The organism is Pseudomonas sp. QTF5 (assembly GCF_000512695.2).
GTDB lineage: Bacteria > Pseudomonadota > Gammaproteobacteria > Pseudomonadales > Pseudomonadaceae > Aquipseudomonas.
The window spans coordinates 1-23,503 of the sequence record NZ_AZRW02000048.1; the positions used below are offsets into that span (position 1 = coordinate 1).

A 23,503-nucleotide genomic window follows, 5' to 3' on the forward strand; every position below is an offset into this window, starting at 1 on the left:
TGGTTGGCATACATGCACCTCTTCAACATGTTATGCCCGAACACAAAATTTATGACAGTCCCGCTCCCGCTGGGTCGCGAAGCGGCCCCAAAAGCTTTGCGACTGCTACGCAGTCGAGCGGGAGCAAGCTCCCTCGCCACACAAGCCCGCTCCCACAGGGTCATGCAGTGTTAGTAAGTTTTGTTGAAACGCTTGTATCCAGTTTTGTGCGACGACATATCACAATTTGTATCTGGGCATAGGTCCTCAGACCATTTCGTGGTTAACTTCGGCCTCGTCAAAATTCTCTACATCAACGTTCAGAAGGACTCCGTTCATGGCTCAAGTCACTCTTAAAGGCAACCCGGTTCAAGTCAACGGCCAATTGCCACAAGCCGGTTCCCAGGCGCCAGCCTTTTCCCTGGTTGCCGGCAATCTGTCCGACGTGACCCTGGCGAGCTTCGCTGGCAAGCGCAAAGTGCTGAACATCTTCCCAAGCGTCGACACCCCGACCTGCGCTACTTCCGTGCGCAAGTTCAACGCCCAGGCCAATGACATCGCCAACACCGTCGTACTGTGCATCTCCGCTGACCTGCCGTTCGCCCAGGCTCGTTTCTGCGGCGCCGAAGGTCTGGAAAACGTCCAGAACCTGTCGACCCTGCGCGGTGCCGAGTTCATCGAGAACTACGGCGTGGCGATTGCCGATGGCCCACTCAAAGGCCTGACTGCCCGTGCCGTCGTGGTGCTGGACGAAAACGACAAGGTCCTGCACAGCGAACTGGTCAAGGAAATCGCTGAAGAGCCGAACTACGAGGCAGCACTCGCCGTTCTGAAATAAGCGAAGTTTTACAATTGTTAACGGCCTAGGGGACGTTCTCAGCTGATTTCCCCGCCGCGGGGTAATTGATTGTTAACGCCCCTCTGTCGAGCAATGCTGTTTACTTAAAGCGCGCTCATCAGTCATGCCTACCTTTGTGGCGAGCGAGCTTGCTCGCGTTGGGCTGCGTAGCGGCCCCAAAAAATCTGACAACCATTGCAGATTTTTGTGAGTGCTACGCATTCAAACGGGAGCAAGCTCCCTCGCCACAGGTTTTTCTGACTCAAACTCTCTTAAGTGAACAGCGTTACCCTCTGTCCAGGCCGTTTTCATTTGTGCTTCAGCGTCTTAGCCAAATCTCCTGTTACGTAAGCCAAAGGTAAATTGCCGGTAAAGGCGCTTTGCTTAATACCCATCAGTGCTTATCGTTCAGCCTCATGTAAAGAAGCCCACGCGCCCAATGGTTGATCACTCAATGCAATCCTCCGCTTCCCGCAATCCCCGTCGCTGGCTGTTCGGCCTGCTTGTCCTGTTGGTCATCGCCGGCCTGTGCTGGAAATTCTGGCCCGCAGACAGCAGCCCGAAGGAGGGCGCAGGGCAGAAAGCCGTTGCCGGGCACACCGGTCGGTCGGGGGGGATGCGTCCAGGGTTTGGAGGGGCGTCCGGGCCGGTCCCTGTGCGCGTGGCGCCGGTGGTCAAAGGCGATTTCCCGCTGTACTACAAAGCGCTGGGCACGGTTACCGCGCTGAACACCATCAATGTGCGCAGCCGCGTCGGCGGCGAACTGGTCAAGGTCTATTTTGAAGAAGGGCAAATGGTCAAGGCGGGTGACCTGCTGGCGGAAATCGATCCGCGTCCTTACCAGAATGCCTTGCTCCAGGCCGAAGGCACTTTGCTGCAGAGTCAGGCACAACTGAAAAACGCCCAGGTCGATGTCGAGCGCTATCGCGGCCTGTACCGCGAAGACAGTATCGCCAAGCAAACCCTGGACACCGCCGAAGCACTGGTCGGCCAGTACCTGGGCACGGTCAAGACCAATCAGGCGGCGGTCAACGACGCCAAGCTCAATCTGGAATTCACCAAAATCCGCGCGCCGATCGCCGGGCGCGTGGGCTTGCGCCAGCTGGACGTCGGCAACCTTGTGGCGGCCAACGACACCACGGCACTGGTGATCATCACCCAGACCCAACCGATCAGCGTGGCGTTCACCTTGCCGGAAAACAGCCTGGACACCGTGCTGGCCCGCTATCGCACCGGCGCCAAACTGCCCGCCGAAGCCTGGGATCGTGGTGATACCAAATTGCAGGCCACTGGTGTGTTGCAGAGCCTGGACAACCAGATCGACGTCACCACCGGCACCCTGAAATTCAAGGCCCGCTACGAGAACCGCGATCAAGCGCTGTTCCCTAATCAATTCGTTAACGTCCACTTGCTGGCCGACACCCTCAAGGGCGTGGTGCTTGCGCCCTCGGCGGCGATTCAGTTCGGCACCAATGGCACATTCGTCTATGCGATGGACGGCGAGAAGAAAGTCACCATCCGTCAGTTGAAAGTCGGCGCCAGTGACGGTGACAACACGGTGATCACCGAAGGCCTGGCCGCTGGCGATCGGGTAGTGCTGGAAGGCACCGACCGCCTGAAAGAAGGCAGCGAAGTGGAAGTCGTCAACGACAGCAAGGATGTACCGACCACCCCGACCGAACACCTGCAAGGCAAGTCAGCGGCGACCCCGGTTGAGCCAGCGGCCACCGACAAGGCGAAAAAGGGCGGCGCATGAACATCTCGCGGCTGTTCATCCTTCGTCCGGTCGCCACGACCCTGAGCATGCTGGCCATTATTCTGGCCGGCGTGATCGCTTATCGGCTGCTGCCGGTGTCGGCATTGCCCCAGGTCGATTACCCGACTATCCGCGTCATGACGCTCTATCCCGGCGCCAGCCCGGATGTCATGACCAGCGCGGTGACTGCGCCGCTGGAGCGGCAGTTCGGGCAGATGCCCGGCCTGACCCAGATGGCCTCGACCAGTTCTGGCGGCGCCTCGGTGCTGACCCTGCGGTTCAGCCTCGACATCAACATGGACGTCGCCGAGCAGCAGGTGCAGGCCGCGATCAACGCCGCGACCAATTTGCTGCCCAAGGATCTGCCAGCACCACCGGTGTACAACAAGGTCAACCCGGCGGATACCCCGGTGCTGACCCTGGCCATTACCTCGAAAACCATGCTGTTGCCCAAACTCAATGATTTGGTCGACACCCGCATGGCGCAGAAAATCGCCCAGATCAGCGGCGTCGGCATGGTCAGCATTGCCGGCGGTCAGCGTCAGGCAGTGCGCATCAAGGTCAATCCCGAGGCCCTGGCGGCCAATGGCCTGAACCTGTCGGACGTGCGCACCCTCATCGGCGCCTCCAACGTCAACCAGCCCAAGGGCAACTTCGACGGCCCGACCCGGGTGTCGATGCTCGACGCCAACGACCAGCTGACTTCACCCAAGGACTACGCCAACCTGATCCTCGCCTACAGCAACGGCGCGCCGTTGCGACTCAAGGACGTGGCAGAGATCGTCGACGGTGCCGAAAACGAACGTCTGGCGGCGTGGGCCAATGAAAACCAGGCCGTATTGCTGAACATCCAGCGACAGCCCGGCGCCAACGTCATTGAAGTGGTCGACCGGATCAAGGCCTTGCTGCCGAGTATCACCGACAACCTGCCGGCCGGCCTCGAAGTCACCGTGTTGACCGACCGCACCCAGACCATTCGCGCCTCGGTCACTGACGTGCAACACGAACTGCTGATCGCCATCGCACTGGTGGTGATGGTCACGTTCCTGTTCCTGCGGCGGGCCAGCGCCACGATCATTCCGTCGGTGGCCGTGCCGCTGTCGTTGATCGGCACCTTCGGCGTGATGTACCTCGCGGGGTTCTCGGTCAACAACCTGACCCTGATGGCCCTGACTATCGCCACCGGTTTCGTGGTGGACGATGCGATCGTCATGCTGGAAAACATTTCCCGATTCATCGAGGAGGGCGACAGCCCGCTGCAAGCGGCGCTCAAGGGCGCCAAGCAGATTGGTTTCACCCTGATTTCCCTGACCCTGTCGCTGATCGCGGTGTTGATTCCGCTGCTGTTCATGGCCGACGTAGTGGGGCGCTTGTTCCGCGAGTTCGCGATCACCCTGGCGGTGGCGATCCTGATTTCCCTTGTCGTCTCCCTGACCCTGACGCCAATGATGTGCGCGCGGCTGCTCAAGCGTGAGCCCAAGGAAGCAGAACAGGGCCGGTTCTATCGCTCCAGTGGCGCCGCAATTGATTGGATGATCGCGGCTTACGGGCGCAAGTTAAAGTGGGTTCTCAAGCACCAGCCGCTGACCTTGATGGTGGCCATCGGCACCCTGGCGTTGACCGTGTTCCTGTACATGGTGGTGCCCAAGGGCTTCTTCCCGGTGCAGGACACCGGGGTGATCCAGGGTATTTCCGAGGCGCCGCAGTCGATTTCCTTCGCGGCGATGAGCGAGCGGCAGCAGGAACTGGCCAAGGTGATCCTCGCCGATCCGGCGGTCGAGAGCCTGTCGTCCTACATCGGGGTCGACGGTGACAACTCGACGCTGAACAGCGGCCGATTGCTGATCAACCTCAAATCCCACAGCCATCGCGATCTGAGTGCCACCGAAGTGATCGCGCGCCTGCAACCGGAGCTGGACAAGCTGATCGGCATTCGCCTGTTCATGCAGCCGGTGCAAGACCTGACCATCGAAGACAGGGTCAGTCGCACGCAGTACCAATTCAGCATGTCGTCGCCAGATGCCGAGTTGCTCAGCCTGTGGAGTGGGCGTCTGGTGGAAGCGCTGGCGCAACGGCCGGAGTTGACTGACGTCGCCAGCGATTTGCAGGACAAGGGCTTGCAGGTTTATCTGGTGATCGACCGCGATGCGGCGTCGCGGGTCGGCGTGTCGGTGTCGAATATCACCGATGCGCTGTATGACGCTTTCGGTCAGCGGCAGATTTCCACCATTTACACCCAGGCCAGCCAATACCGCGTGGTGCTGCAATCGCAGTCCGGCGAGAAGATCGGTCCGGATGCGCTGAACCAGATTCACGTCAAGACTACCGATGGCGGTCAGGTGCGCCTGTCCAGCCTGGCGCATGTCGAGGAGCGCCAGGCGCAACTGGCGATCACCCATATCGGCCAGTTCCCGGCGGTGATGATGTCCTTCAACCTGGCGCCCGGCGTGGCATTGGGGCATGCGGTCGAGATCATCGATCAGGTACAGAAAGACATCGGTATGCCGATCGGCGTGCAGACCCAGTTCCAGGGCGCGGCCGAAGCGTTCCAGGCGTCGCTGTCGAGCACCTTGCTGCTGATTCTGGCGGCGGTGGTGACCATGTACATCGTGCTCGGCGTGCTCTACGAGAGTTACATTCACCCGATCACCATTCTCTCGACCTTGCCCTCGGCGGCGGTCGGCGCCTTGCTGGCGTTGCTGTTAAGCGGCAATGACCTGGGCATGATCGCGATCATCGGCATCATCCTGCTGATCGGTATCGTGAAAAAGAACGCGATCATGATGATCGACTTCGCCCTCGAGGCGGAACGTAACCAAGGCATGGACCCGCAAACCGCGATCTATCAGGCAGCGCTGCTGCGTTTCCGGCCGATTCTGATGACCACCCTGGCGGCGTTGTTCGGCGCGGTGCCATTGATGCTGGCCACCGGTTCCGGCGCGGAACTGCGCCAGCCTTTGGGTCTGGTGATGGTCGGTGGTTTGCTGGTGAGTCAGGTGCTGACGCTGTTTACCACGCCTGTCATCTACTTGTACTTCGATCGCCTCGGGCGGCGCTGGGGCCGTAAGTCCGAGTCTGTGGAACCGGTAGAACAGCCATGAACCTGTCCGGACCTTTCATCAAGCGCCCGGTCGCGACGATGTTGTTGAGCCTGGCCATCATATTGCTGGGCGGCGTGAGCTTCGGCCTGTTGCCGGTATCGCCGCTGCCGCAGATGGACTTCCCGGTGATCGTGGTTCAGGCGAGCCTGCCCGGTGCAAGCCCGGAGGTCATGGCCTCGACCGTGGCTACGCCGCTTGAGCGTTCCTTCGGCGCGATCGCCGGGGTCAATACTATGAGCAGCCGTTCCAGCCAGGGTTCGACGCGGGTGATTCTGCAGTTCGACCTGGACCGCGACATCAACGGCGCGGCGCGGGAAGTGCAGGCGGCGATCAACGCCTCGCGCAACTTGCTGCCGAGCGGGATGCGCAGCATGCCGACCTACAAGAAGGTCAACCCGTCTCAGGCGCCGATCATGGTGCTGTCGCTGACCTCCGATGTGTTGGAAAAAGGCCAGCTCTACGACCTCGCTTCGACGATTCTGTCGCAGAGCCTGTCGCAGGTGCAGGGCGTCGGTGAAGTGCAAATCGGTGGCAGCTCGTTGCCGGCGGTGCGCATCGAACTCGAACCCCAGGCGCTCAACCAGTACGGCGTGGCGCTGGACGACGTGCGCAACACCATCGCCAACGCCAACGTGCGCCGGCCCAAGGGCTCGGTCGAAGACGGCCAGCGGCTGTGGCAGGTTCAGGCCAACGATCAACTGGAAAAGGCCAAGGATTACGAGTCGCTGATCATTCACTATGCGGACGGCGCAGCCCTGCGCCTGAAGGATGTGGCCAAGGTCAGCGACGGCGTCGAGGACCGCTACAACAGCGGGTTCTTCAACGACGACGCGGCGGTGTTGCTGGTGATCAACCGCCAGGCGGGCGCCAACATCATCGAGACGGTCAACGAGATCAAGGCGCAGTTGCCGGCGTTGCAGGCAGTGCTGCCGGCCAGCGTCAAACTGAACCTGGCGATGGACCGTTCGCCGGTGATCAAGGCCACTCTGCACGAAGCGGAAATGACCCTGCTGATTGCCGTGGTGCTGGTGATTCTGGTGGTGTTCCTGTTCCTCGGTAACTTCCGTGCCTCGCTGATTCCGACCCTGGCGGTGCCGGTGTCGCTGGTGGGCACGTTTGCGGTGATGTACCTCTACGGGTTCTCCCTGAACAACCTGTCGCTGATGGCGCTGATTCTGGCCACCGGGCTGGTGGTGGACGACGCCATCGTGGTGCTGGAGAACATTTCCCGGCACATCGACAAAGGCGTGCCGCCAATGAAGGCCGCGTACCTCGGGGCCCAGGAAGTCGGTTTCACGCTGCTGTCGATGAACGTCTCGCTGGTGGCGGTGTTCCTGTCGATCCTGTTCATGGGCGGGATCATCGAAAGCCTGTTCCGCGAGTTTTCCATCACCCTGGCGGCGGCCATTGTGGTGTCGTTGCTGGTGTCGCTGACGCTGACGCCGATGCTCTGCGCCCGCTGGCTCAAGCCGCATACACCGGGGCAGGAAAACCGCTTGCAACGCTGGAGCCAGCGGGCCAACGAGTGGATGGTCGGCAAATACGCCACCAGCCTCGATTGGGTGCTGCGTCACCGTCGGCTGACCTTGCTCAGTCTGTTCGTGACGATTGGCGTGAATATCGCGCTGTATGTCGTTGTTCCTAAAACCTTCTTGCCTCAGCAAGACACCGGCCAGTTGATCGGTTTCGTGCGCGGCGATGACAGCCTGTCGTTCAGCGTGATGCAGCCGAAGATGGAAATCTTCCGCCGTGCCGTGCTTAAGGACGAGGCGGTTGAAAGCGTCGCCGGGTTCATCGGTGGCAGCAACGGCACCAACAACGCCTTCATGCTGGTGCGGCTGAAGCCGATAAAGGAACGCAACCTGTCCGCGCAAAAAGTCATCGAACGCCTGCGCAAGGAAATGCCCAAGGTGCCCGGTGCGCAATTGATGCTGATGGCGGATCAGGACCTGCAATTTGGCGGCGGCCGCGAGCAGACCTCCTCGCAATATTCCTACATCCTGCAAAGCGGCGATCTCGGCGCGTTGCGTGAGTGGTATCCGAAAGTTGTCACCGCCCTCAAGGCGCTGCCGGAGTTGACGGCGATTGACGCGCGCGAAGGCCGGGGCGCCCCGCAAGTGACTCTGATTGTCGATCGCGATCAGGCCAAGCGTCTGGGCGTGGACATGGACATGGTCACCGCGGTGCTGAACAACGCCTACAGCCAGCGGCAGATTTCGACGATCTACGACAGCCTCAACCAGTATCAGGTGGTGATGGAGGTCAACCCGAAATACGCCCAGGACCCGATCACCCTGAATCAGGTCAAGGTGATCACCGCCGACGGTGCGCGGATTCCGCTGTCGACCATTGCCCACTACGAAAACAGCCTGGAAGACGACCGGGTCAGCCACGAAGGCCAGTTCGCTTCAGAAAGCATCGCGTTCGACATGGCCGAAGGCGTGACGGTGGAGCAGGGCTCGGCGGCCATCGAGCGGGCGATTGCCAAGGTCGGTTTGCCGGAAGACGTTATCGCCAAAATGGCCGGTACCGCCGATGCGTTTGCCGCTACCCAGAAGAGCCAGCCGTGGATGATTCTCGGCGCGCTGGTGGCGGTGTATCTGGTGCTGGGCGTGCTGTATGAAAGCTACATTCATCCGCTGACCATTCTCTCGACCTTGCCATCGGCCGGGGTCGGGGCGTTGCTGTCGATCTATGCGCTGGGCGGCGAGTTCAGCCTGATCTCCTTGCTCGGGTTGTTCTTGCTGATTGGCGTGGTGAAGAAAAACGCCATTCTGATGATCGATCTGGCGCTGCAACTGGAACGGCACCAGGGCCTGGAACCGCTGGAATCGATCCGCAGCGCCTGCCTGCAACGGCTGCGGCCGATTCTGATGACCACTCTGGCGGCGATCCTCGGCGCTTTGCCGTTATTGCTGAGCCGTGCCGAAGGGGCGGAAATGCGCCAGCCGCTGGGCCTGACCATCATCGGCGGGCTGGTCTTCAGCCAGGTGCTGACCCTTTACACCACCCCGGTGGTTTACCTCTATCTCGACAATCTGCGCCATCGCTTCAACCGCTGGCGTGGGGTGCGTACCGATGCTGCTCTGGAAACTCCGCTATGACTGACCGTTCGCTTATCAACCTGGTTGCACCGTTGATCACGGCCCGAGGCTCGCGTTTGCTGAGCCTGTCGCTGTGCGTGGCGATGCTCAGTGCCTGCGCCATCGGCCCGGATTACCAGCGCCCGCAAACTGCCGCGCCGGTGCAGTACAAGGAAGCCGCCGGCTGGCGTCAGGCCAACCCCAGCGATTCTTTGGCGCGCGGTGCCTGGTGGGAGCTATATGGCGACCGGCAGCTCAATGGCCTGATCGAAAAACTCAACAGCGCCAACCAGACCGTCGCCCAGTCCGAAGCCCAGTACCGCCAGGCTCAGGCCTTGGTGCGCAATGCCCGGGGGGCGTTTTTCCCGACGGTGGACCTGACCGTCGGGAAAACCCGTTCCAGCCAGGGCACCGGTAGCAGCAGTTCGAGCCTGAGCAGTTCCTCCAGCGGTATTCGCGACACGTATACCGCGCAGGCCGGGGTCAGTTGGGAAGCGGATGTCTGGGGCAAATTGCGCCGAGGCCTGGAAGCCGACACGGCCAACGCCGAGGCGAGTTTTGCCGATCTGGCGGCGATGCGCCTGAGCCAGCAATCGGAGCTGGTGCAGAACTACCTGCAATTGCGGGTGATCGACGAGCAGAAGCGTCTGCTGGAAGCGACGGTCGAGGCCTATCAACGCTCGCTGACCATGACCGAAAACCAGTACCGCGCCGGTGTCTCGGGCAAGGACGCGGTGGCACAGGCCACCACGCAGCTCAAAAGCACTCAGGCGGAAATGGTCGACCTGATCTGGCAGCGCGCGCAGTTCGAGAACGCCATCGCCGTGCTGATTGGCCTGCCGCCGGCCGAATTCAGCCTGGCCGAAACCCCAGACATCCCGGCATTGCCGCAGGTGCCGCTGAGCCTGCCTTCGCAGTTGCTGGAACGCCGCCCGGACATTGCCTCCGCCGAGCGCTCGGTGATGGCCGCCAACGCCAATATCGGCGTGGCCAAAGCCGCCTACTACCCGGACCTGACCCTGAGCCTGAACGGCGGTTATAGCAGCAGCACTTCTAACAACTGGATCAGCGTGCCGAACCGCTTCTGGTCGGTCGGCCCGCAACTGGCCATGACCCTGTTCGACGGTGGGCAGCGCTCGGCGGAAGTCGATCGCAGCGAAGCGGCCTATGACGAAACCGTCGCCAAGTACCGCCAGACCGTGCTCGATGGCTTGCGTGAAGTGGAAAACTATCTGGTGCAGCTCAAGGTGCTGGAAGACGAGGCCAAGGTGCGCCAGGAAGCCCTGGATGCAGCGCGCGAATCCTTGCGTTTGACCCGCAATCAATACAAAGCCGGAGTGATTGCTTATCTGGATGTGGTGGTGGTTCAGGCCACGGCATTGAGCAACGAGCGCAACGTGCTGAGCTTGTTGCAGAGCCGCTTGATCGCCAGCGTGCAATTGATCGCCGCACTGGGCGGCGGGTGGGACGGGCAGCTTCAGTTGAGCAACGATCACACAAATGTTTCATCGCCTTGATGGCCCTTTGATAACTTTGTGAGTGCGTTCGTCCGCGGAATCAGTACAATCGCCGACTTTGCTCCCCGTGAACGAACGCAGCACAGCGGGGGCGGTTGCGAGAAGTCCCATGCTCATCGGTAGTTATTCCTTTACGCTGGTTTTCATATCGCTCTGTGTGGCGATACTGGCCTCTTATACCGCGCTCGATCTCACCGGACGCATCGCCACGGCCAAGGGCCGAGCCGTGCATTTATGGACGGTGGGTGGCGCTTTTGCGATGGGCATTGGCGTGTGGTCGATGCATTTCATCGGCATGCTCGCCTTCACATTGCCGATCGATCTGGGTTACGACATTACCCTCACTTCGTTGTCGCTGTTGATTGCGCTCCTGTCGTGCGGCTTTGCCCTGTGGCTGGTCAGCCAGCCACAACTGCCGGCCTGGCAATTGACGTTCGGCGCGCTGGTCATGGGCTCGGGCATCAGTGCGATGCATTACACCGGCATGGCCGCCATGCGCATGCAGCCGGGCATCGATTACGACCCGACCCTGTTTAGTTCGTCGCTGCTGATAGCCGTCGGCGCGTCGGGCGCGGCGTTATGGATCGCGTTCCGCCTGCGCCAGCACGCACCGTATGTTCGCCTGATCCGCGGCGGTGCGGCGGTGATCATGGGTGTCGCCATCGTCGGCATGCACTACACCGGCATGGCCGCGGCGCGCTTCGCGGACGGCAGTTTCTGTGGTGCGGCGGTCGATGGCCTGAACGGCAAGGGCCTGGACAATCTGGTTCTGATCACCACCCTGGCGGTGTTGAGCATTGCCTTGCTGACGTCGATCCTCGATGCCCGCCTGGAGGCTCGCACTGCGCAGCTCGCCCAATCGCTGACCGAGGCCAATCGCGAGCTCACCCAACTGGCGCTGCACGATACGCTGACCGGTCTGCCAAACCGAGTATTGCTGGCCGATCGTATCGATCAGGCGATGTCGAGGGTGCAGGAGCAGGGCGGCTGTTTCGCCTTGATGTTTATCGATCTGGATGGCTTCAAACCGGTCAACGATGCCTTCGGGCACCACATGGGCGACCAGTTGTTGCGCGAGGTCGGCTTGCGTCTGCGCGAGGATTTGCGTAGCCAGGACACCCTGGCGCGGATCGGCGGCGATGAGTTTGTGCTGCTGGTGCAACTCACCGAGCCGAATGACGCGCTGAACCTGGCGGCGCGACAGGTGGGGCTGATCGGGCGCTCGTTCCGGGTCGCGGAACATGACTTGCAGATTTCCGCCAGCGTCGGCATCGCGCTCTATCCGGGCAACGGACACACCGCCGAGGAGCTGCTGATGAATGCCGACGCCGCGATGTATCACGCCAAGGGCGCCGGGAAAAACGGCCACCGGTTCTTCGACGCCTCGATGAACAGCAACGCGCGCAAACAGCTGCAATTGCTGCAAGACCTGCGCAATGCCGTCGATCAGCAGCAGTTCAGTCTCTATTACCAACCCAAGTTCGACGCCGGCAATGGCCGAGCGGTGGGCGCCGAGGCGTTGCTGCGCTGGGTGCACCCGACCCAGGGCATGCTGCAGCCGGACACATTCATCGATCTTGCGGAGAAGACCGGGCTGATCATTCCGATCGGCGAATGGGTGCTCAACGAAGCTTGCCGTCAGATGCGCGAGTGGTACGTGCTCGGTTACACCGACTGGCGCATCGCGGTGAACCTCTCGGCCTTGCAGTTCTGCCACGCCGGGTTGGTCCAGAGTGTCGCCAAGGCCTTGGCCACTCATCATCTGCCCGCCAACAGCCTGACCCTGGAAATCACCGAAACCACCGCCATGAGCGACGCGGATGCGAGCATGACGGTGCTGCGGGAACTCTCGGAAATGGGCGTCGACCTATCCATCGATGACTTTGGCACCGGCTATTCGAGCTTGATGTACCTCAAGCGCCTGCCGGCCAATGAGCTGAAGATTGATCGGGGTTTTGTCCGCGATCTGGAACATGACAGCGACGACGCGGCCATCGTGTCGGCCATCGTCGCCCTCGGCCAGGCGCTTGGCTTGCGGATCGTCGCCGAAGGAGTGGAAACCGATGTCCAGCAAGACTTCCTGACCAAATTGGGCTGCGACTCGTTGCAGGGTTACCTGCTGGGGCACCCGCTGCCAGCCGAGCGCTTCATGGCCGATATTCACCGCGGGGAGCAATTGGCTGCCGGCTGATAGCTCCCTCGCCACAGGGTTGTCGTCATTGGAATTGACGCAGGTTCATGCAAAACCGCGCAATGGCGGTTATTCTTGGCCCCGACTGCTTACGCTTGTAACGGGGGAAATGCCAGCATGGACAAAGTCATCGTCATCACCGGCGGAAGCCGCGGAATTGGCGCCGCCACGGCCCTGTTGGCCGCAGAGCAGGGCTATCGGATCTGTATCAACTATCAGTCCGACGAACAGGCGGCGCACAGTGTGCTGGAGCAAGTCCGTGCACTCGGCGCCCAGGCCATTGCGGTGCGCGCCGATGTCAGCATCGAAGACGAAGTGATCGGACTGTTCCACCGCGTGGACACAGAACTGGGCCGCGTCACGGCGCTGGTGAACAACGCCGGCACTGTCGGGCAAAAGTCGCGGATCGACGAAATGTCCGAATTCCGTATTCTGAAAATCCTCAAGACTAACGTCCTGGCGCCGATCCTCTGCGCCAAACACGCGATCCTGCGTATGTCGCCCAAGCACGGTGGGCAGGGTGGCAGCATCGTCAATGTATCGTCGGTCGCTGCCCGTTTGGGCGCCCCCAGCGAATATGTCGACTACGCAGCATCTAAAGGCGCGCTGGATACGTTCACCATTGGCCTGTCCAAGGAAGTGGCGGGCGAGGGGATTCGCGTCAACGCCGTGCGGCCGGGCTACATCTACACCGATTTCCATGCATTGAGCGGTGATCCGGATCGGGTCAGCAAGTTGGAGTCGGCGATCCCGATGGCCCGGGGTGGGCGGCCGGATGAAGTGGCGGAGGCGATTGTGTGGTTGTTGTCGGATAAGGCTTCTTATGCGACGGGGACTTTCGTCGACCTTGGTGGGGGGCGCTAATCCTCAAGATTTGCGGTGTCTGCACCGGCCTCTTCGCGAGCAAGCCCGCTCCCACAGTGTGCTGCGGTGTAAACACTATCGTGTTCTCAACATTGCACCTTGTGGGAGCGGGCTTGCTCGCGAAGGCGATAGCCCAGACAACATCAAACCTTCAAAACGACCGCACAATCCGCCCCAACGTCTCCATCGCCTTCTCCGAATCCTCGGTCCAAGGGCTCCCGTAATTCAGCCGTATACAATTCCTGAACCGCTGGGTCGGTGAAAAGATCGGCCCCGGCGCGATGCTGATTCCTTGCGCCAATGCCATCTGAAACAACTTCAGCGAATCCATCTGCGGTGGCAGTTCCAGCCACAGGAAGTAACCGCCGGCCGGCTGACTGACGCGCGTTTGCGCCGGAAAGTAGCGGGCGATGGCGGCGAGCATGGCGCTTTGCTGTTCTTCCAGCGCGTAACGCAGTTTGCGCAGGTGCCGGTCGTAGCCGCCGTGTTGCAGGTAATCGGCGATGGCGGCTTGGGCAGGCATCGAGGCGCAGAGTGAGGTCATCAGTTTCAGGCGCTCGATCTTCTGCGCATAACGCCCAGCGGCGACCCAGCCGATGCGGTAGCCGGGGGCCAGGCTCTTGGCGAACGAACCGCAGTGCATCACCAACCCTTCGGTATCGAAAGCCTTGGCCGGTTTTGGCGCCTGTTGGCCGTAATAGAGCTCGGCGTAGACGTCGTCCTCGATCAGCGGCACCTGGTGGCTGCGCAACAGCTCCACCAGCTCCTGCTTCTTCGCTTCGGGCATGGTCGCGCCCATGGGGTTCTGGAAACTGGTCATGCACCAGCAGGCCTTGATCGGGTGCCGCTCCAGGGTTTGCGCGAGCACGCCGAGGTCGATGCCGTCTCGCGGGTGGACGGGAATTTCCACCGCTTTGAGCTTAAGCCGTTCCAGCACTTGCAGGCTGGCGTAGAACGCCGGGGCTTCGATGGCCACCAGATCACCGGGTTCGGTGACCGCTTGCAAGCACAGGTTCAGGGCTTCGAGGGCGCCGTTGGTGATCAGCAACTCTTCCATGGGCAACATCAGCCCGCCGACCATGTAGCGCAGGGCGATTTGTCGACGCAGTTGCGGGTTACCCGGCGACATGTCGGTGACCACCATGCGCGGGTCCATTTCCCGGGTGGCACTGGCCAGTGAGCGAGATAACCGTTGCAGCGGGAACAGCGTGGGGCTGGGGAACGCCGAACCAAAGGGCACGGTGGTCGGATCCTTGATCGAGTCCAGCACCGAGAACACCAGTTCGCTGACGTCGACTTCAGTGGACTCGCTGACCTGGCTGCTGATCACCGGCTCCGAGAACGGGCTCGGTGCATGCGCATTGACGAAGTAGCCGGAACGCGGCCGGGCACGGATCAGGCCGCGACGTTCGAGCAGGTAATAGGCCTGGAACACCGTGGACGGGCTGACGCCGTAAGTCTGGCTGGCATAGCGTACCGACGGCACTCGCTGGCCGGGACCGAGGACGCCGGAGCGGATCAGTTCAGCGATGTCGTCGGCGAATTTTTCGTAGCGTTTCATCAAAGGCCCGGTTTGAAGTTATTCAGTGGGTGCGCTGTTGTGGCGAGGGAGCTTGCTCCCGCTCGGCTGCGTAGCAGTCGTAAAATTTTGGGGGCGCTTCACACCCCAGCGGGAGCAAGCTCTTATAGAACAAAATTTATCTCATTGATTTTAAAGATAAATTTATTTGCNAACGCATCTCACAAAAGATCGCATCTTAAAGGCTCAGCGGTTCATCGGTGCAACAAACCGGCTCTTGGCCACGCTGTAGATATCCGGCTCATCACTGTCGACAATCTTGAAACCGATGGTCTGCGAGCTGCTGCTCGGGCGATCCGTGGTCATCGCCACCGACACCGGTACGTCGACGATCTCACCGGGGGCCAGGCTCAGTTCGGTCTTGCCTTGCAATTGGAAGCCATCGCCATCGACCAGCGTCAATCGATAATCCTGACGTTGCTGGGTCTTGTTGATGATTTTCAGGCTGTAGATGTTTTCGATCTGGCCTGCACTGTTCTCGCGGAACAGGCCACGGTCCTTGCTCACGTCCAGCGACACCATTGGCCTCTCTACCAGCGCCAGGGCGAGGGCGCCGATCATCAGCAGCAGTACGGCGGTGTAGCCGATCAAGCGAGGGCGCAGCAGGTGGGTCTTGCCACCCTGCAATTCATGCTCCGAGGTGTAGCTGATCAGCCCACGGGCGTAGCCCATTTTGTCCATGATTGAATCACAGGCGTCGATGCACGCGGCGCAACCGATGCATTCCATCTGCAAGCCGTCGCGGATGTCGATGCCGGTCGGGCAGACCTGCACGCACAACTGGCAGTCGATGCAATCACCCAAACCGACTTCGACGGGTTTGACGTCTCGTTTGCGCGGGCCACGGTTTTCGCCGCGAGCCACGTCGTAGGAAATGGTCAGGGTGTCCTTGTCGAACATCACGCTCTGGAACCGCGCATACGGGCACATGTGCATGCACACCGCTTCGCGCAGCCAGCCGGCATTGATGTAAGTGGCACCGGTGAAGAACAGCACCCAGAACAGGCTGACACCGCCGATCTGCAAGGTCAGCAGCTCTTCGGCCAGCGGACGGATCGGCGTGAAGTAGCCGACAAAGGTCAGGCCGGTGAGCAGGCTGATTGCCAGCCACAGGGTGTGTTTGGCCGAGCGGCGGATCAGTTTGTTCAGGCCCCAGGGCGCGGCTTGCAGTTTGATCCGCTGGTTGCGCTCGCCTTCGGTGAGCTTCTCGCACCACATGAAGATCCAGGTCCAGGAGCTCTGCGGGCAGGTGTAACCGCACCAGACCCGACCGGCGAACACGGTTATCGCAAACAGGCCGAACGCGGCGATGATCAGCAGCGCCGAAAGCAGAATGAAATCCTGTGGCCAGAAGGTTGCGCCGAAGATGTGGAATTTGCTTTCGGAAAGGTCCCAGAGCACCGCCTGGCGGCCACCCCAGTTCAGCCATACCGTGCCGAAGAACAGCAAAAACAGAACCCCCGCGCCACTCATGCGCAGTGTGCGGAACAAACCCGTGAAGCTGCGGGTGTGGATCAGGTTGTCGCTGGACTTGGCCTTTATCTTTGGACGCAAAGGCTCAAAGGTTTCAACGGTTCGGACGGGGATTCTATCGCTCATGGTCTTTCGCTCATCAGCCTCCATCAGGCCTGAGCACTATGACCAGCGATCTGTTTACATAACAGACTCAGCTAAAGCAATAAAAAGCGGATCAGATGAGTTTCTGGCACCCGCCTGCGACAACTTGATGCACCTGCAACGGCTGGCCGCAAACACCTATGCCAGGTGTCTGCGGCGTGTGTTGACACGAGTCAGTCAAATCACCGAATCACTGTCCGTGGCTTTCAAATGTCGGCGACCGTCCACTGCGCCTGCTACGGTCAATGCATCGGCTTCTGCTTCGGTGATGTAAATGCGGCGGCCGTCGAGGTCGACCGCCGACATGGATTTTTCCCCGTCGGTGATGATGGTCACGTCGGAGCAAAGACGGATTTCTTCGCCGTTTTGGGTGATGAAGAAACAGGTCTGGTTATCGATGCGCACGGTCATGGAGGCGTCCTTTTTTCTGCGGATTCTGAAGTGTTAGGGCGCATCCGCCGGTCATCGTTCTGTGCAACCGATTAATGGTGGGGGCGGTCCATCCTTTATCGAGTCATTAATTCATCACAAGGACTGCGCCATGGACGCTTGGTGGCACGAGGTTTGGGTGACGCTGCAAGCGGAGTTCGCCGACATTGGCGATGCTTCACAACTGACGCGCATTACGGTGCGCTTGCTGATGGCCGCCTTGCTGGGCGGCATTCTCGGTTTCGAACGTGAACAGAAGGGCAAGGCCGCCGGGATTCGCACCCATATGCTGGTGGCACTGGGCGCGGCGTTGTTTGTGCTGGTGCCGCAGATGTCAGGATCCCAGGCCGATGCCATGAGCCGGGTGGTGCAGGGCGTGATCGCCGGCATCGGCTTTCTCGGCGCCGGGACTATCCTGAAAAACACCGATGGCGACGAGGCCCATGTCAAAGGCCTGACCACCGCCGCCGGGTTGTGGATGACCGCGGCCATTGGTGTTTCAGCCGGAATGGGCCGCGAGGCGACGGCGGTGCTCAGTACGTTGTTGGCGTTGGTGATTCTCGGTGTGATGCCTATCGTCGTGCGCCAGATTGAAAAGGATCGAAACCCGTAGTTGAGCTTTCATGCAGTTTACGGATGCACGATCTCCGGCGGCTGGGTGCTCGGCGGCTCTTCCCGGGGTGGCGGGCTGGTGCCTGGCGGTTCCTGCTCGGGGATGGGGCCGGGTTCGGTCGGCGGGGTTGGGGGTATGGGCGGAATCGTCGGCTCATCGATGTTCGGATCGGGTGTCTCGGCGGGGATAGGAATACTCATCGAAACAGTCTCCAGTGGCAGATGGCGTGAGTCGTGCTTAAGTTGATTGACCCGTACTCAGGGAATTTGATTCCCCGAAAGACTTGGCAAATCCCTCTGAACTTTTACCGGCGCCTGCTGTTCGGAACTTAAGTGAGTTCATGTCGGGGCAGACCGCTTCGTGTGAATGACGACAAGGCACAAGAGCGTCCTTGGGGCGTTAAGGAGAGATGCTCGATGACCGCTGAAAAACCCACAGAACTGAGCTACAACCCGCATATCCCGCTGTCTCAGGCATTACTGCTACCGCGGATCGTGATCGAAAACACCATGCCGACCCTCGATGGCGGGCAATTCGCCGTTAAAGCCGTGATTGATCAGAACGTGGTGGTGACCAGCAAAGTGTTTGCCGACGGTCACGACAAACTGGCCGTGCGCATTCGCTGGCGTGCCGACGGCGACGATACCTGGCAGAGCGAGGTAATGGCCGAGCTGGGCAATAACGGCTGGCAGGGCCAGTTCCGCGTCGCGAAGCAGGGGCGTTATGTGTTCTGCCTCGAAGCCTGGATCGATCAGTTCGCCAGTTTTTGTTATGAGCTGGAGAAAAAACACGCCGTTGGCGTATCGGTCAGCCTGGAATTGCAGGAAGGGCGCACTCACGTCCAGCAGGCCGCCGAACGTTCCGAAGGCCACCTCAGTGAACAACTGGCGGCGTTGCATCATGAATTGTCCGGTCTGCTCGAAACCGAGCAGGTCGCTTTGTTTCTGCACCAGCGTAGCGCGGACTTGATGGCCCAGGCCGACCATCGTCCCTTCCTGAGCCTGAGCCCTGAATACCCGGTGGACGTAGAGCGAGCGCTGGCGCAGTTCGCCAGTTGGTATGAACTGTTTCCGCGCTCGATCACCGATGACCCGGCCCGCCACGGCACCTTCAACGACGTGCATTCGCGGCTGCCAATGATCCAGGACATGGGCTTCGACGTGCTGTATTTCACGCCGATCCACCCGATCGGCCGCAGCTACCGCAAAGGCCCGAACAACTCGTTGATCGCCGGCCCCGACGATCCGGGCAGCCCTTACGCCATCGGCAGCGAAGAGGGCGGCCACGAGGCAATTCACTCGGAACTGGGCACTCGCGAAGATTTTCGCCGGCTCGTCGCGGCCGCCGCCGAGCATGGGCTGGAAATCGCCCTCGACTTTGCGATTCAGTGTTCCCAGGACCACCCGTGGCTCAAACAACACCCCGGCTGGTTTAGCTGGCGGCCGGACGGCACGATCAAATACGCCGAGAACCCGCCGAAGAAATACCAGGACATCGTCAACGTCGACTTCTATACCGTGGACGCGATTCCCAGCCTGTGGATCGAGTTGCGCGATGTGGTCGTGGGTTGGGTCGAGGAGGGCGTGAAGCTGTTTCGCGTCGATAATCCTCACACCAAACCGTTGCCATTCTGGCAGTGGATGATCGCCGATGTGCGGGCACTGTATCCCGAGGTGATCTTTCTGGCCGAAGCCTTTACCACGCCAGCGATGATGGCGCGCCTGGGCAAGGTCGGTTACTCCCAGAGCTATACCTATTTCACCTGGCGCAACACCAAGACCGAGCTGGCAACCTATTTCACCGAACTCAATGAATCGCCGTGGCGTGAATGCTACCGGCCGAATTTTTTCGTCAACACGCCGGACATCAACCCGGCGTTCCTGCATGAATCCGGGCGCGCCGGTTTTCTGATTCGCGCCGCGTTGGCGACCATGGGCTCCGGGCTGTGGGGCATGTATTCGGGTTTTGAACTGTGTGAAGCGGCACCGGTGCCGGGCCGGGAGGAATACCTCAATTCCGAAAAGTACGAAATCCGCCCGCGGGACTTCAATGCGCCGGGCAACATCATTGCCGAAATCGCCCAGCTCAACCGCATTCGCCGGCAGAACCCGGCGCTGCACACGCACCTGGGGCTGAAGGTCTACAACGCCTGGAACGACAACATTCTGTACTTCGGCAAACGCAGCGTTGACGGCAGCAATTTCATTTTGGTGGCAGTCAGCCTCGATCCGCATCACGCCCAGGAGGCGAACTTCGAATTGCCGCTGTGGGAAATGGGTTTGCCCGATGATGCCGTCACCCAGGGCGAGGACTTGATGAACGGCCATCGCTGGACCTGGCACGGCAAGTTTCAGTTCATGCGGATTGAACCGTGGCATCTGCCGTTCGGGATTTGGCGGATTACCAGTTCCTGAGCCTGGCGAAGATCAAATGTGGGAGCGGCGGTGCGATGATTCGACTTGCTCGCGAAAGCGGTGTGTCAGGCGACATCAGTGCTGACTGTTATGGCCCCTTCGCGAGCAAGCCCGCTCCCACACTGACCGCATTTCTTCAGGCAGATACAGTTTTCCCAGAATTTTTCAGGAGTTACAAATGGCGAAGAAACCCAGGTCAGCCACCTTCATCAAGGACCCGCTCTGGTACAAGGATGCGGTGATCTACCAGGTTCACGTTAAATCTTTTTTCGACTCCAACAACGACGGGATCGGCGACTTTCCCGGCCTTATCGCCAAGCTCGATTACATTGCCGACTTGGGCGTCAATACCATCTGGCTATTGCCGTTCTACCCTTCGCCACGTCGCGACGACGGTTACGACATCGCCGAATACCGTGGCGTTCATGCCGACTACGGCACTCTGGCCGATGCCAAGCGCTTCATTTCCGAGGCCCACAAACGTGGCCTGCGGGTAATCACCGAGCTGGTCATCAATCACACCTCGGATCAGCACCCATGGTTCCAGCGCGCGCGCAAGGCCAAGCCTGGTTCGGCGGCCCGCGACTTCTACGTCTGGTCCGATAACGATCAGAAATACGACGGCACCCGCATCATTTTTCTCGATACCGAAAAGTCCAACTGGACCTGGGATCCGGTGGCCGGTCAATACTTCTGGCACCGTTTCTATTCCCACCAGCCGGACCTGAACTTCGACAATCCGCAGGTAATGAAAGCGGTGCTGTCGGTGATGCGTTACTGGCTCGACATGGGCATCGACGGTCTGCGCCTGGACGCGATCCCGTACCTGATCGAGCGCGACGGCACCAACAACGAAAACCTGCCCGAGACCCACGACGTCCTCAAGCAGATCCGTGCCGAGATCGACGCCAATTACCCCGACCGCATGTTGCTGGCCGAGGCCAATCAATGGCCGGAAGACACTCAGCTGTATTTCGGCAACACCGACGCCAGTGGCCAGAACGGTGACGAATGCCACATGGCCTTTCACTTCCCGTTGATGCCGCGGATGTACATGGCGCTGGCTCAGGAAGATCGTTTCCCGATCACCGATATTCTGCGCCAGACCCCGGAAATTCCCGCCAACTGCCAGTGGGCTATTTTCCTGCGCAACCACGATGAGCTGACCCTGGAAATGGTCACCGACCGGGAGCGCGATTACCTGTGGAATTACTACGCCGCCGACCGTCGAGCGCGAATCAATCTGGGGATTCGCCGGCGTCTGGCGCCGTTGATGGAACGTGATCGTCGCCGCGTGGAATTGCTCAACAGTTTACTGCTGTCGATGCCCGGCACGCCGACCCTGTATTACGGCGATGAAATCGGCATGGGCGACAACATCTACCTTGGCGACCGCGATGGCGTGCGCACGCCGATGCAGTGGTCGATCGACCGTAATGGCGGGTTCTCCCGCGCCGACCCGGCCAGCCTGGTATTGCCGCCAATCATGGACCCGCAATACGGCTATCTGTCGGTCAACGTCGAAACCCAGGCCGGCGACCCTCATTCATTGTTGAACTGGACCCGGCGCATGCTCGCGGTACGCAAGCAGTCCAAGGCCTTCGGTCGCGGGACGCTGAAGATGCTCTCGCCGAGCAATCGACGGATTCTGGCGTATACCCGCGAATTCACCGGCCCGGACGGCAAGCACGAGATTATTTTGTGCGTGGCCAACGTATCCCGCAGCGCGCAAGCGGCGGAGCTGGATTTGTCGGCTTATGTCGGCATGGTTCCGGTGGAGATGCTTGGCGGCAATGCCTTCCCACCCATCGGCCAGTTGAATTTCCTGCTGACGCTGGCGCCATACGGTTTCTATTGGTTCGGGCTGGCGGCGGAAAACCAGATGCCGAGCTGGCACGTGGAACCGGCGCAAAGCCTGCCGGACTTCACCACCCTGGTGCTGAAAAAACGCATGGAAGAGCTGCTCGAAGCGCCATCCCGCCATACCCTGGAGCAGGGCATTCTGCCGAGCTGGTTGCAGAACCGCCGCTGGTACGCTGGCAAGGACGGCATCATCGACAACGTCAACCTCGCTTACGGCGTGCGTTTTGGCGACCCGCAGCATCCAGTGCTATTGGGTGAAATCGACGTCACCAGTGGCGGTCAGACCAGCCGTTATCAGTTGCCATTCGGTTTTATCTCCGAGGAGCAGGTCGGCGCGGCCTTGCCGCAGCAATTGGCGCTGGCCAGGGTCCGGCGCGGCCGTCAGGTCGGCCTGATCACCGACGCCTTCAGCCTCGAGAGCTTTATTCATGCCGTGTTGCAGAGCATGCAGGCCGGGCTGGTGTTGTCATCGGACGGCGGCGAGATCCGTTTCGAGCCTACCGGCGAACTGGCCAAACTAGGCCTGACTGCCGAATCGGAAGTGCGTTATCTGTCCGCCGAGCAATCCAACAGTTCGGTGGTAATCGGCAGCAGCCTGGTGCTGAAACTGATCCGCAAGGTCGCATCAGGGGTGCACCCGGAACTGGAAATGAGTGCGTACCTGACCCATGCCGGTTTCCAGAATATTTCGCCGCTGCTGGGGGCGGTGATTCGTCGCGATGCGGCGGGCGAGGACACGCTGTTGATGATCGCCCAAGGCTACTTGAGCAATCAGGGCGATGCGTGGGAGTGGACGCAGAACAACCTCGAACGGGCACTTCGCGACGAACTCGCCGATGCTGTGTCCGAACAGGAGCAGCACTACAACGCCCTCGGCGAGCTGAAGGATTTCGCCGGCATGCTTGGTCAGCGTCTGGGAGAAATGCATCAGGTGTTGGCGGCCCCGAGCGCCAACCCGGACTTTGCTCCACAGATCACCACCCAGAAAGATGCCCAGGCCTCGGCCAAGGACGTGGCGGCCCAACTGGAACACGCCCTGAAGTTGCTCACGCAGCGTCAAACCGAACTGAACGCCGCGGATCAGGCATTGGTCAGTCGATTGCTGGACAACAAAAAAACCATCCTCAGCCATGTTCAGGAGTTGGGTAAGAAAGCGGCTGGTGGCCTGCGCATTCGCGTCCATGGTGACTTGCATCTGGGGCAGGTGTTGGTGATCAAGGGTGATGCCTACCTGATCGACTTCGAGGGTGAACCGGCGCGGCCGCTGCATGAGCGCCGGGGCAAACACAGCCCCTATAAAGATGTCAGCGGTGTGTTGCGTTCCTTCGATTACGCCGCAGCGATGGCGATCAACGTGCACAACGTTGACAACACCGCCGACGCCCAGGCGGCGCGTCAACGAGTCGCAGATCGTTATCTGAAAGAGGCGCGACAATCATTTGTCGACGCTTATCGGCTGGCGGCAGCTAGTCTTGCTCATGCATGGCAAGATTCTGAAGGCGAGGACGCTGCGCTGGCGTTGTTCGGTCTGGAGAAGGCGGCTTATGAAGTGGCCTATGAGGCGGAAAATCGCCCCACCTGGTTGCCTGTGCCGTTGCACGGTTTATATGGATTATTGAGTGGGCTTAAACCCTTTTCCGATCTTGGTGGAGAGTAGTC

The 23,503-nt window shown here is 60.4% G+C and carries 14 protein-coding genes; 10 read left to right on the forward strand and 4 right to left on the reverse strand.

What is annotated here, in order from left to right; translation table 11 throughout:
* Positions 1 to 316 precede the first annotated feature (316 nt).
* The 7 genes from tpx to IC37_RS25875 all read left to right on the forward strand — a co-directional run bounded on the left by tpx (position 317) and on the right by IC37_RS25875 (position 13,329).
* Positions 317 to 817, forward strand: coding sequence for a thiol peroxidase (gene tpx / locus IC37_RS25845; RefSeq protein ID WP_030129177.1), 501 nt, complete (start codon positions 317 to 319; stop codon positions 815 to 817).
* 439 nt (positions 818 to 1,256) lie between these two features.
* Positions 1,257 to 2,573, forward strand: a complete 1,317-nt coding sequence (locus IC37_RS25850; RefSeq protein ID WP_030129176.1) for an MdtA/MuxA family multidrug efflux RND transporter periplasmic adaptor subunit — start codon at positions 1,257 to 1,259, stop codon at positions 2,571 to 2,573.
* Positions 2,570 to 5,674, forward strand: a complete 3,105-nt coding sequence (locus IC37_RS25855) for an MdtB/MuxB family multidrug efflux RND transporter permease subunit (protein WP_030129175.1) — start codon at positions 2,570 to 2,572, stop codon at positions 5,672 to 5,674. Before IC37_RS25850 ends, IC37_RS25855 begins: the two co-directional genes overlap by 4 nt.
* Entirely contained in the window at positions 5,671 to 8,778 is a 3,108-nt protein-coding gene (locus IC37_RS25860; RefSeq protein ID WP_030129174.1) for an efflux RND transporter permease subunit, read from the forward strand. The genes IC37_RS25855 and IC37_RS25860 overlap by 4 nt, the downstream gene beginning before the upstream one ends.
* A complete protein-coding gene (locus IC37_RS25865) occupies positions 8,775 to 10,274 on the forward strand; it encodes an efflux transporter outer membrane subunit (RefSeq protein ID WP_030129173.1) in 1,500 nt (499 codons plus the stop codon). Before IC37_RS25860 ends, IC37_RS25865 begins: the two co-directional genes overlap by 4 nt.
* 109 nt (positions 10,275 to 10,383) lie before the next feature.
* Positions 10,384 to 12,465, forward strand: coding sequence for a bifunctional diguanylate cyclase/phosphodiesterase (locus tag IC37_RS25870; protein ID WP_030129172.1), 2,082 nt, complete (start codon positions 10,384 to 10,386; stop codon positions 12,463 to 12,465).
* A 117-nt stretch (positions 12,466 to 12,582) separates the two neighbouring features.
* Positions 12,583 to 13,329, forward strand: coding sequence for an SDR family oxidoreductase (locus tag IC37_RS25875; RefSeq protein WP_008069154.1), 747 nt, complete (start codon positions 12,583 to 12,585; stop codon positions 13,327 to 13,329).
* A gap of 151 nt (positions 13,330 to 13,480) precedes the next feature.
* On the opposite strand, the gene mapR is transcribed toward IC37_RS25875, so the two are convergent.
* The 3 genes from mapR to IC37_RS25890 all read right to left on the reverse strand — a co-directional run bounded on the left by mapR (position 13,481) and on the right by IC37_RS25890 (position 16,936).
* Complete coding sequence (gene mapR, locus IC37_RS25880) at positions 13,481 to 14,890, reverse strand: GntR family transcriptional regulator MpaR (RefSeq protein WP_030129171.1); 1,410 nt, start codon at positions 14,888 to 14,890, stop codon at positions 13,481 to 13,483.
* A 204-nt stretch (positions 14,891 to 15,094) separates the two neighbouring features.
* The gene (gene ccoG / locus IC37_RS25885; protein WP_030129170.1) at positions 15,095 to 16,507 is read right to left on the reverse strand and encodes a cytochrome c oxidase accessory protein CcoG; all 1,413 of its coding nucleotides are present in this window, start codon (positions 16,505 to 16,507) and stop codon (positions 15,095 to 15,097) included.
* A 195-nt stretch (positions 16,508 to 16,702) separates the two neighbouring features.
* On the reverse strand, positions 16,703 to 16,936 hold the full coding sequence (locus IC37_RS25890) for a DUF3203 family protein (protein ID WP_030129169.1): 234 nt from the start codon (positions 16,934 to 16,936) through the stop codon (positions 16,703 to 16,705).
* Between the two features lie 130 nt (positions 16,937 to 17,066).
* Between IC37_RS25890 and IC37_RS25895 the strand changes: the two genes are divergently transcribed.
* Positions 17,067 to 17,567, forward strand: a complete 501-nt coding sequence (locus IC37_RS25895) for an MgtC/SapB family protein (RefSeq protein ID WP_030129168.1) — start codon at positions 17,067 to 17,069, stop codon at positions 17,565 to 17,567.
* Positions 17,568 to 17,584: 17 nt separating this feature from the next.
* Here the strand turns inward: IC37_RS25895 and IC37_RS25900 are convergent, their stop codons facing one another.
* A complete protein-coding gene (locus IC37_RS25900) occupies positions 17,585 to 17,767 on the reverse strand; it encodes a hypothetical protein (protein ID WP_081729303.1) in 183 nt (60 codons plus the stop codon).
* Positions 17,768 to 17,983: 216 nt separating this feature from the next.
* On the opposite strand from IC37_RS25900, the gene IC37_RS25905 reads away from it, so the two are divergent.
* Complete coding sequence (locus tag IC37_RS25905) at positions 17,984 to 19,981, forward strand: alpha-1,4-glucan--maltose-1-phosphate maltosyltransferase (protein ID WP_030129167.1); 1,998 nt, start codon at positions 17,984 to 17,986, stop codon at positions 19,979 to 19,981.
* Positions 19,982 to 20,159: 178 nt separating this feature from the next.
* Positions 20,160 to 23,501: a maltose alpha-D-glucosyltransferase gene (gene treS / locus IC37_RS25910; RefSeq protein ID WP_030129166.1), complete on the forward strand. Its 3,342-nt coding sequence runs from the start codon at positions 20,160 to 20,162 to the stop codon at positions 23,499 to 23,501.
* The last annotated feature ends 2 nt before the right edge of the window (positions 23,502 to 23,503 follow it).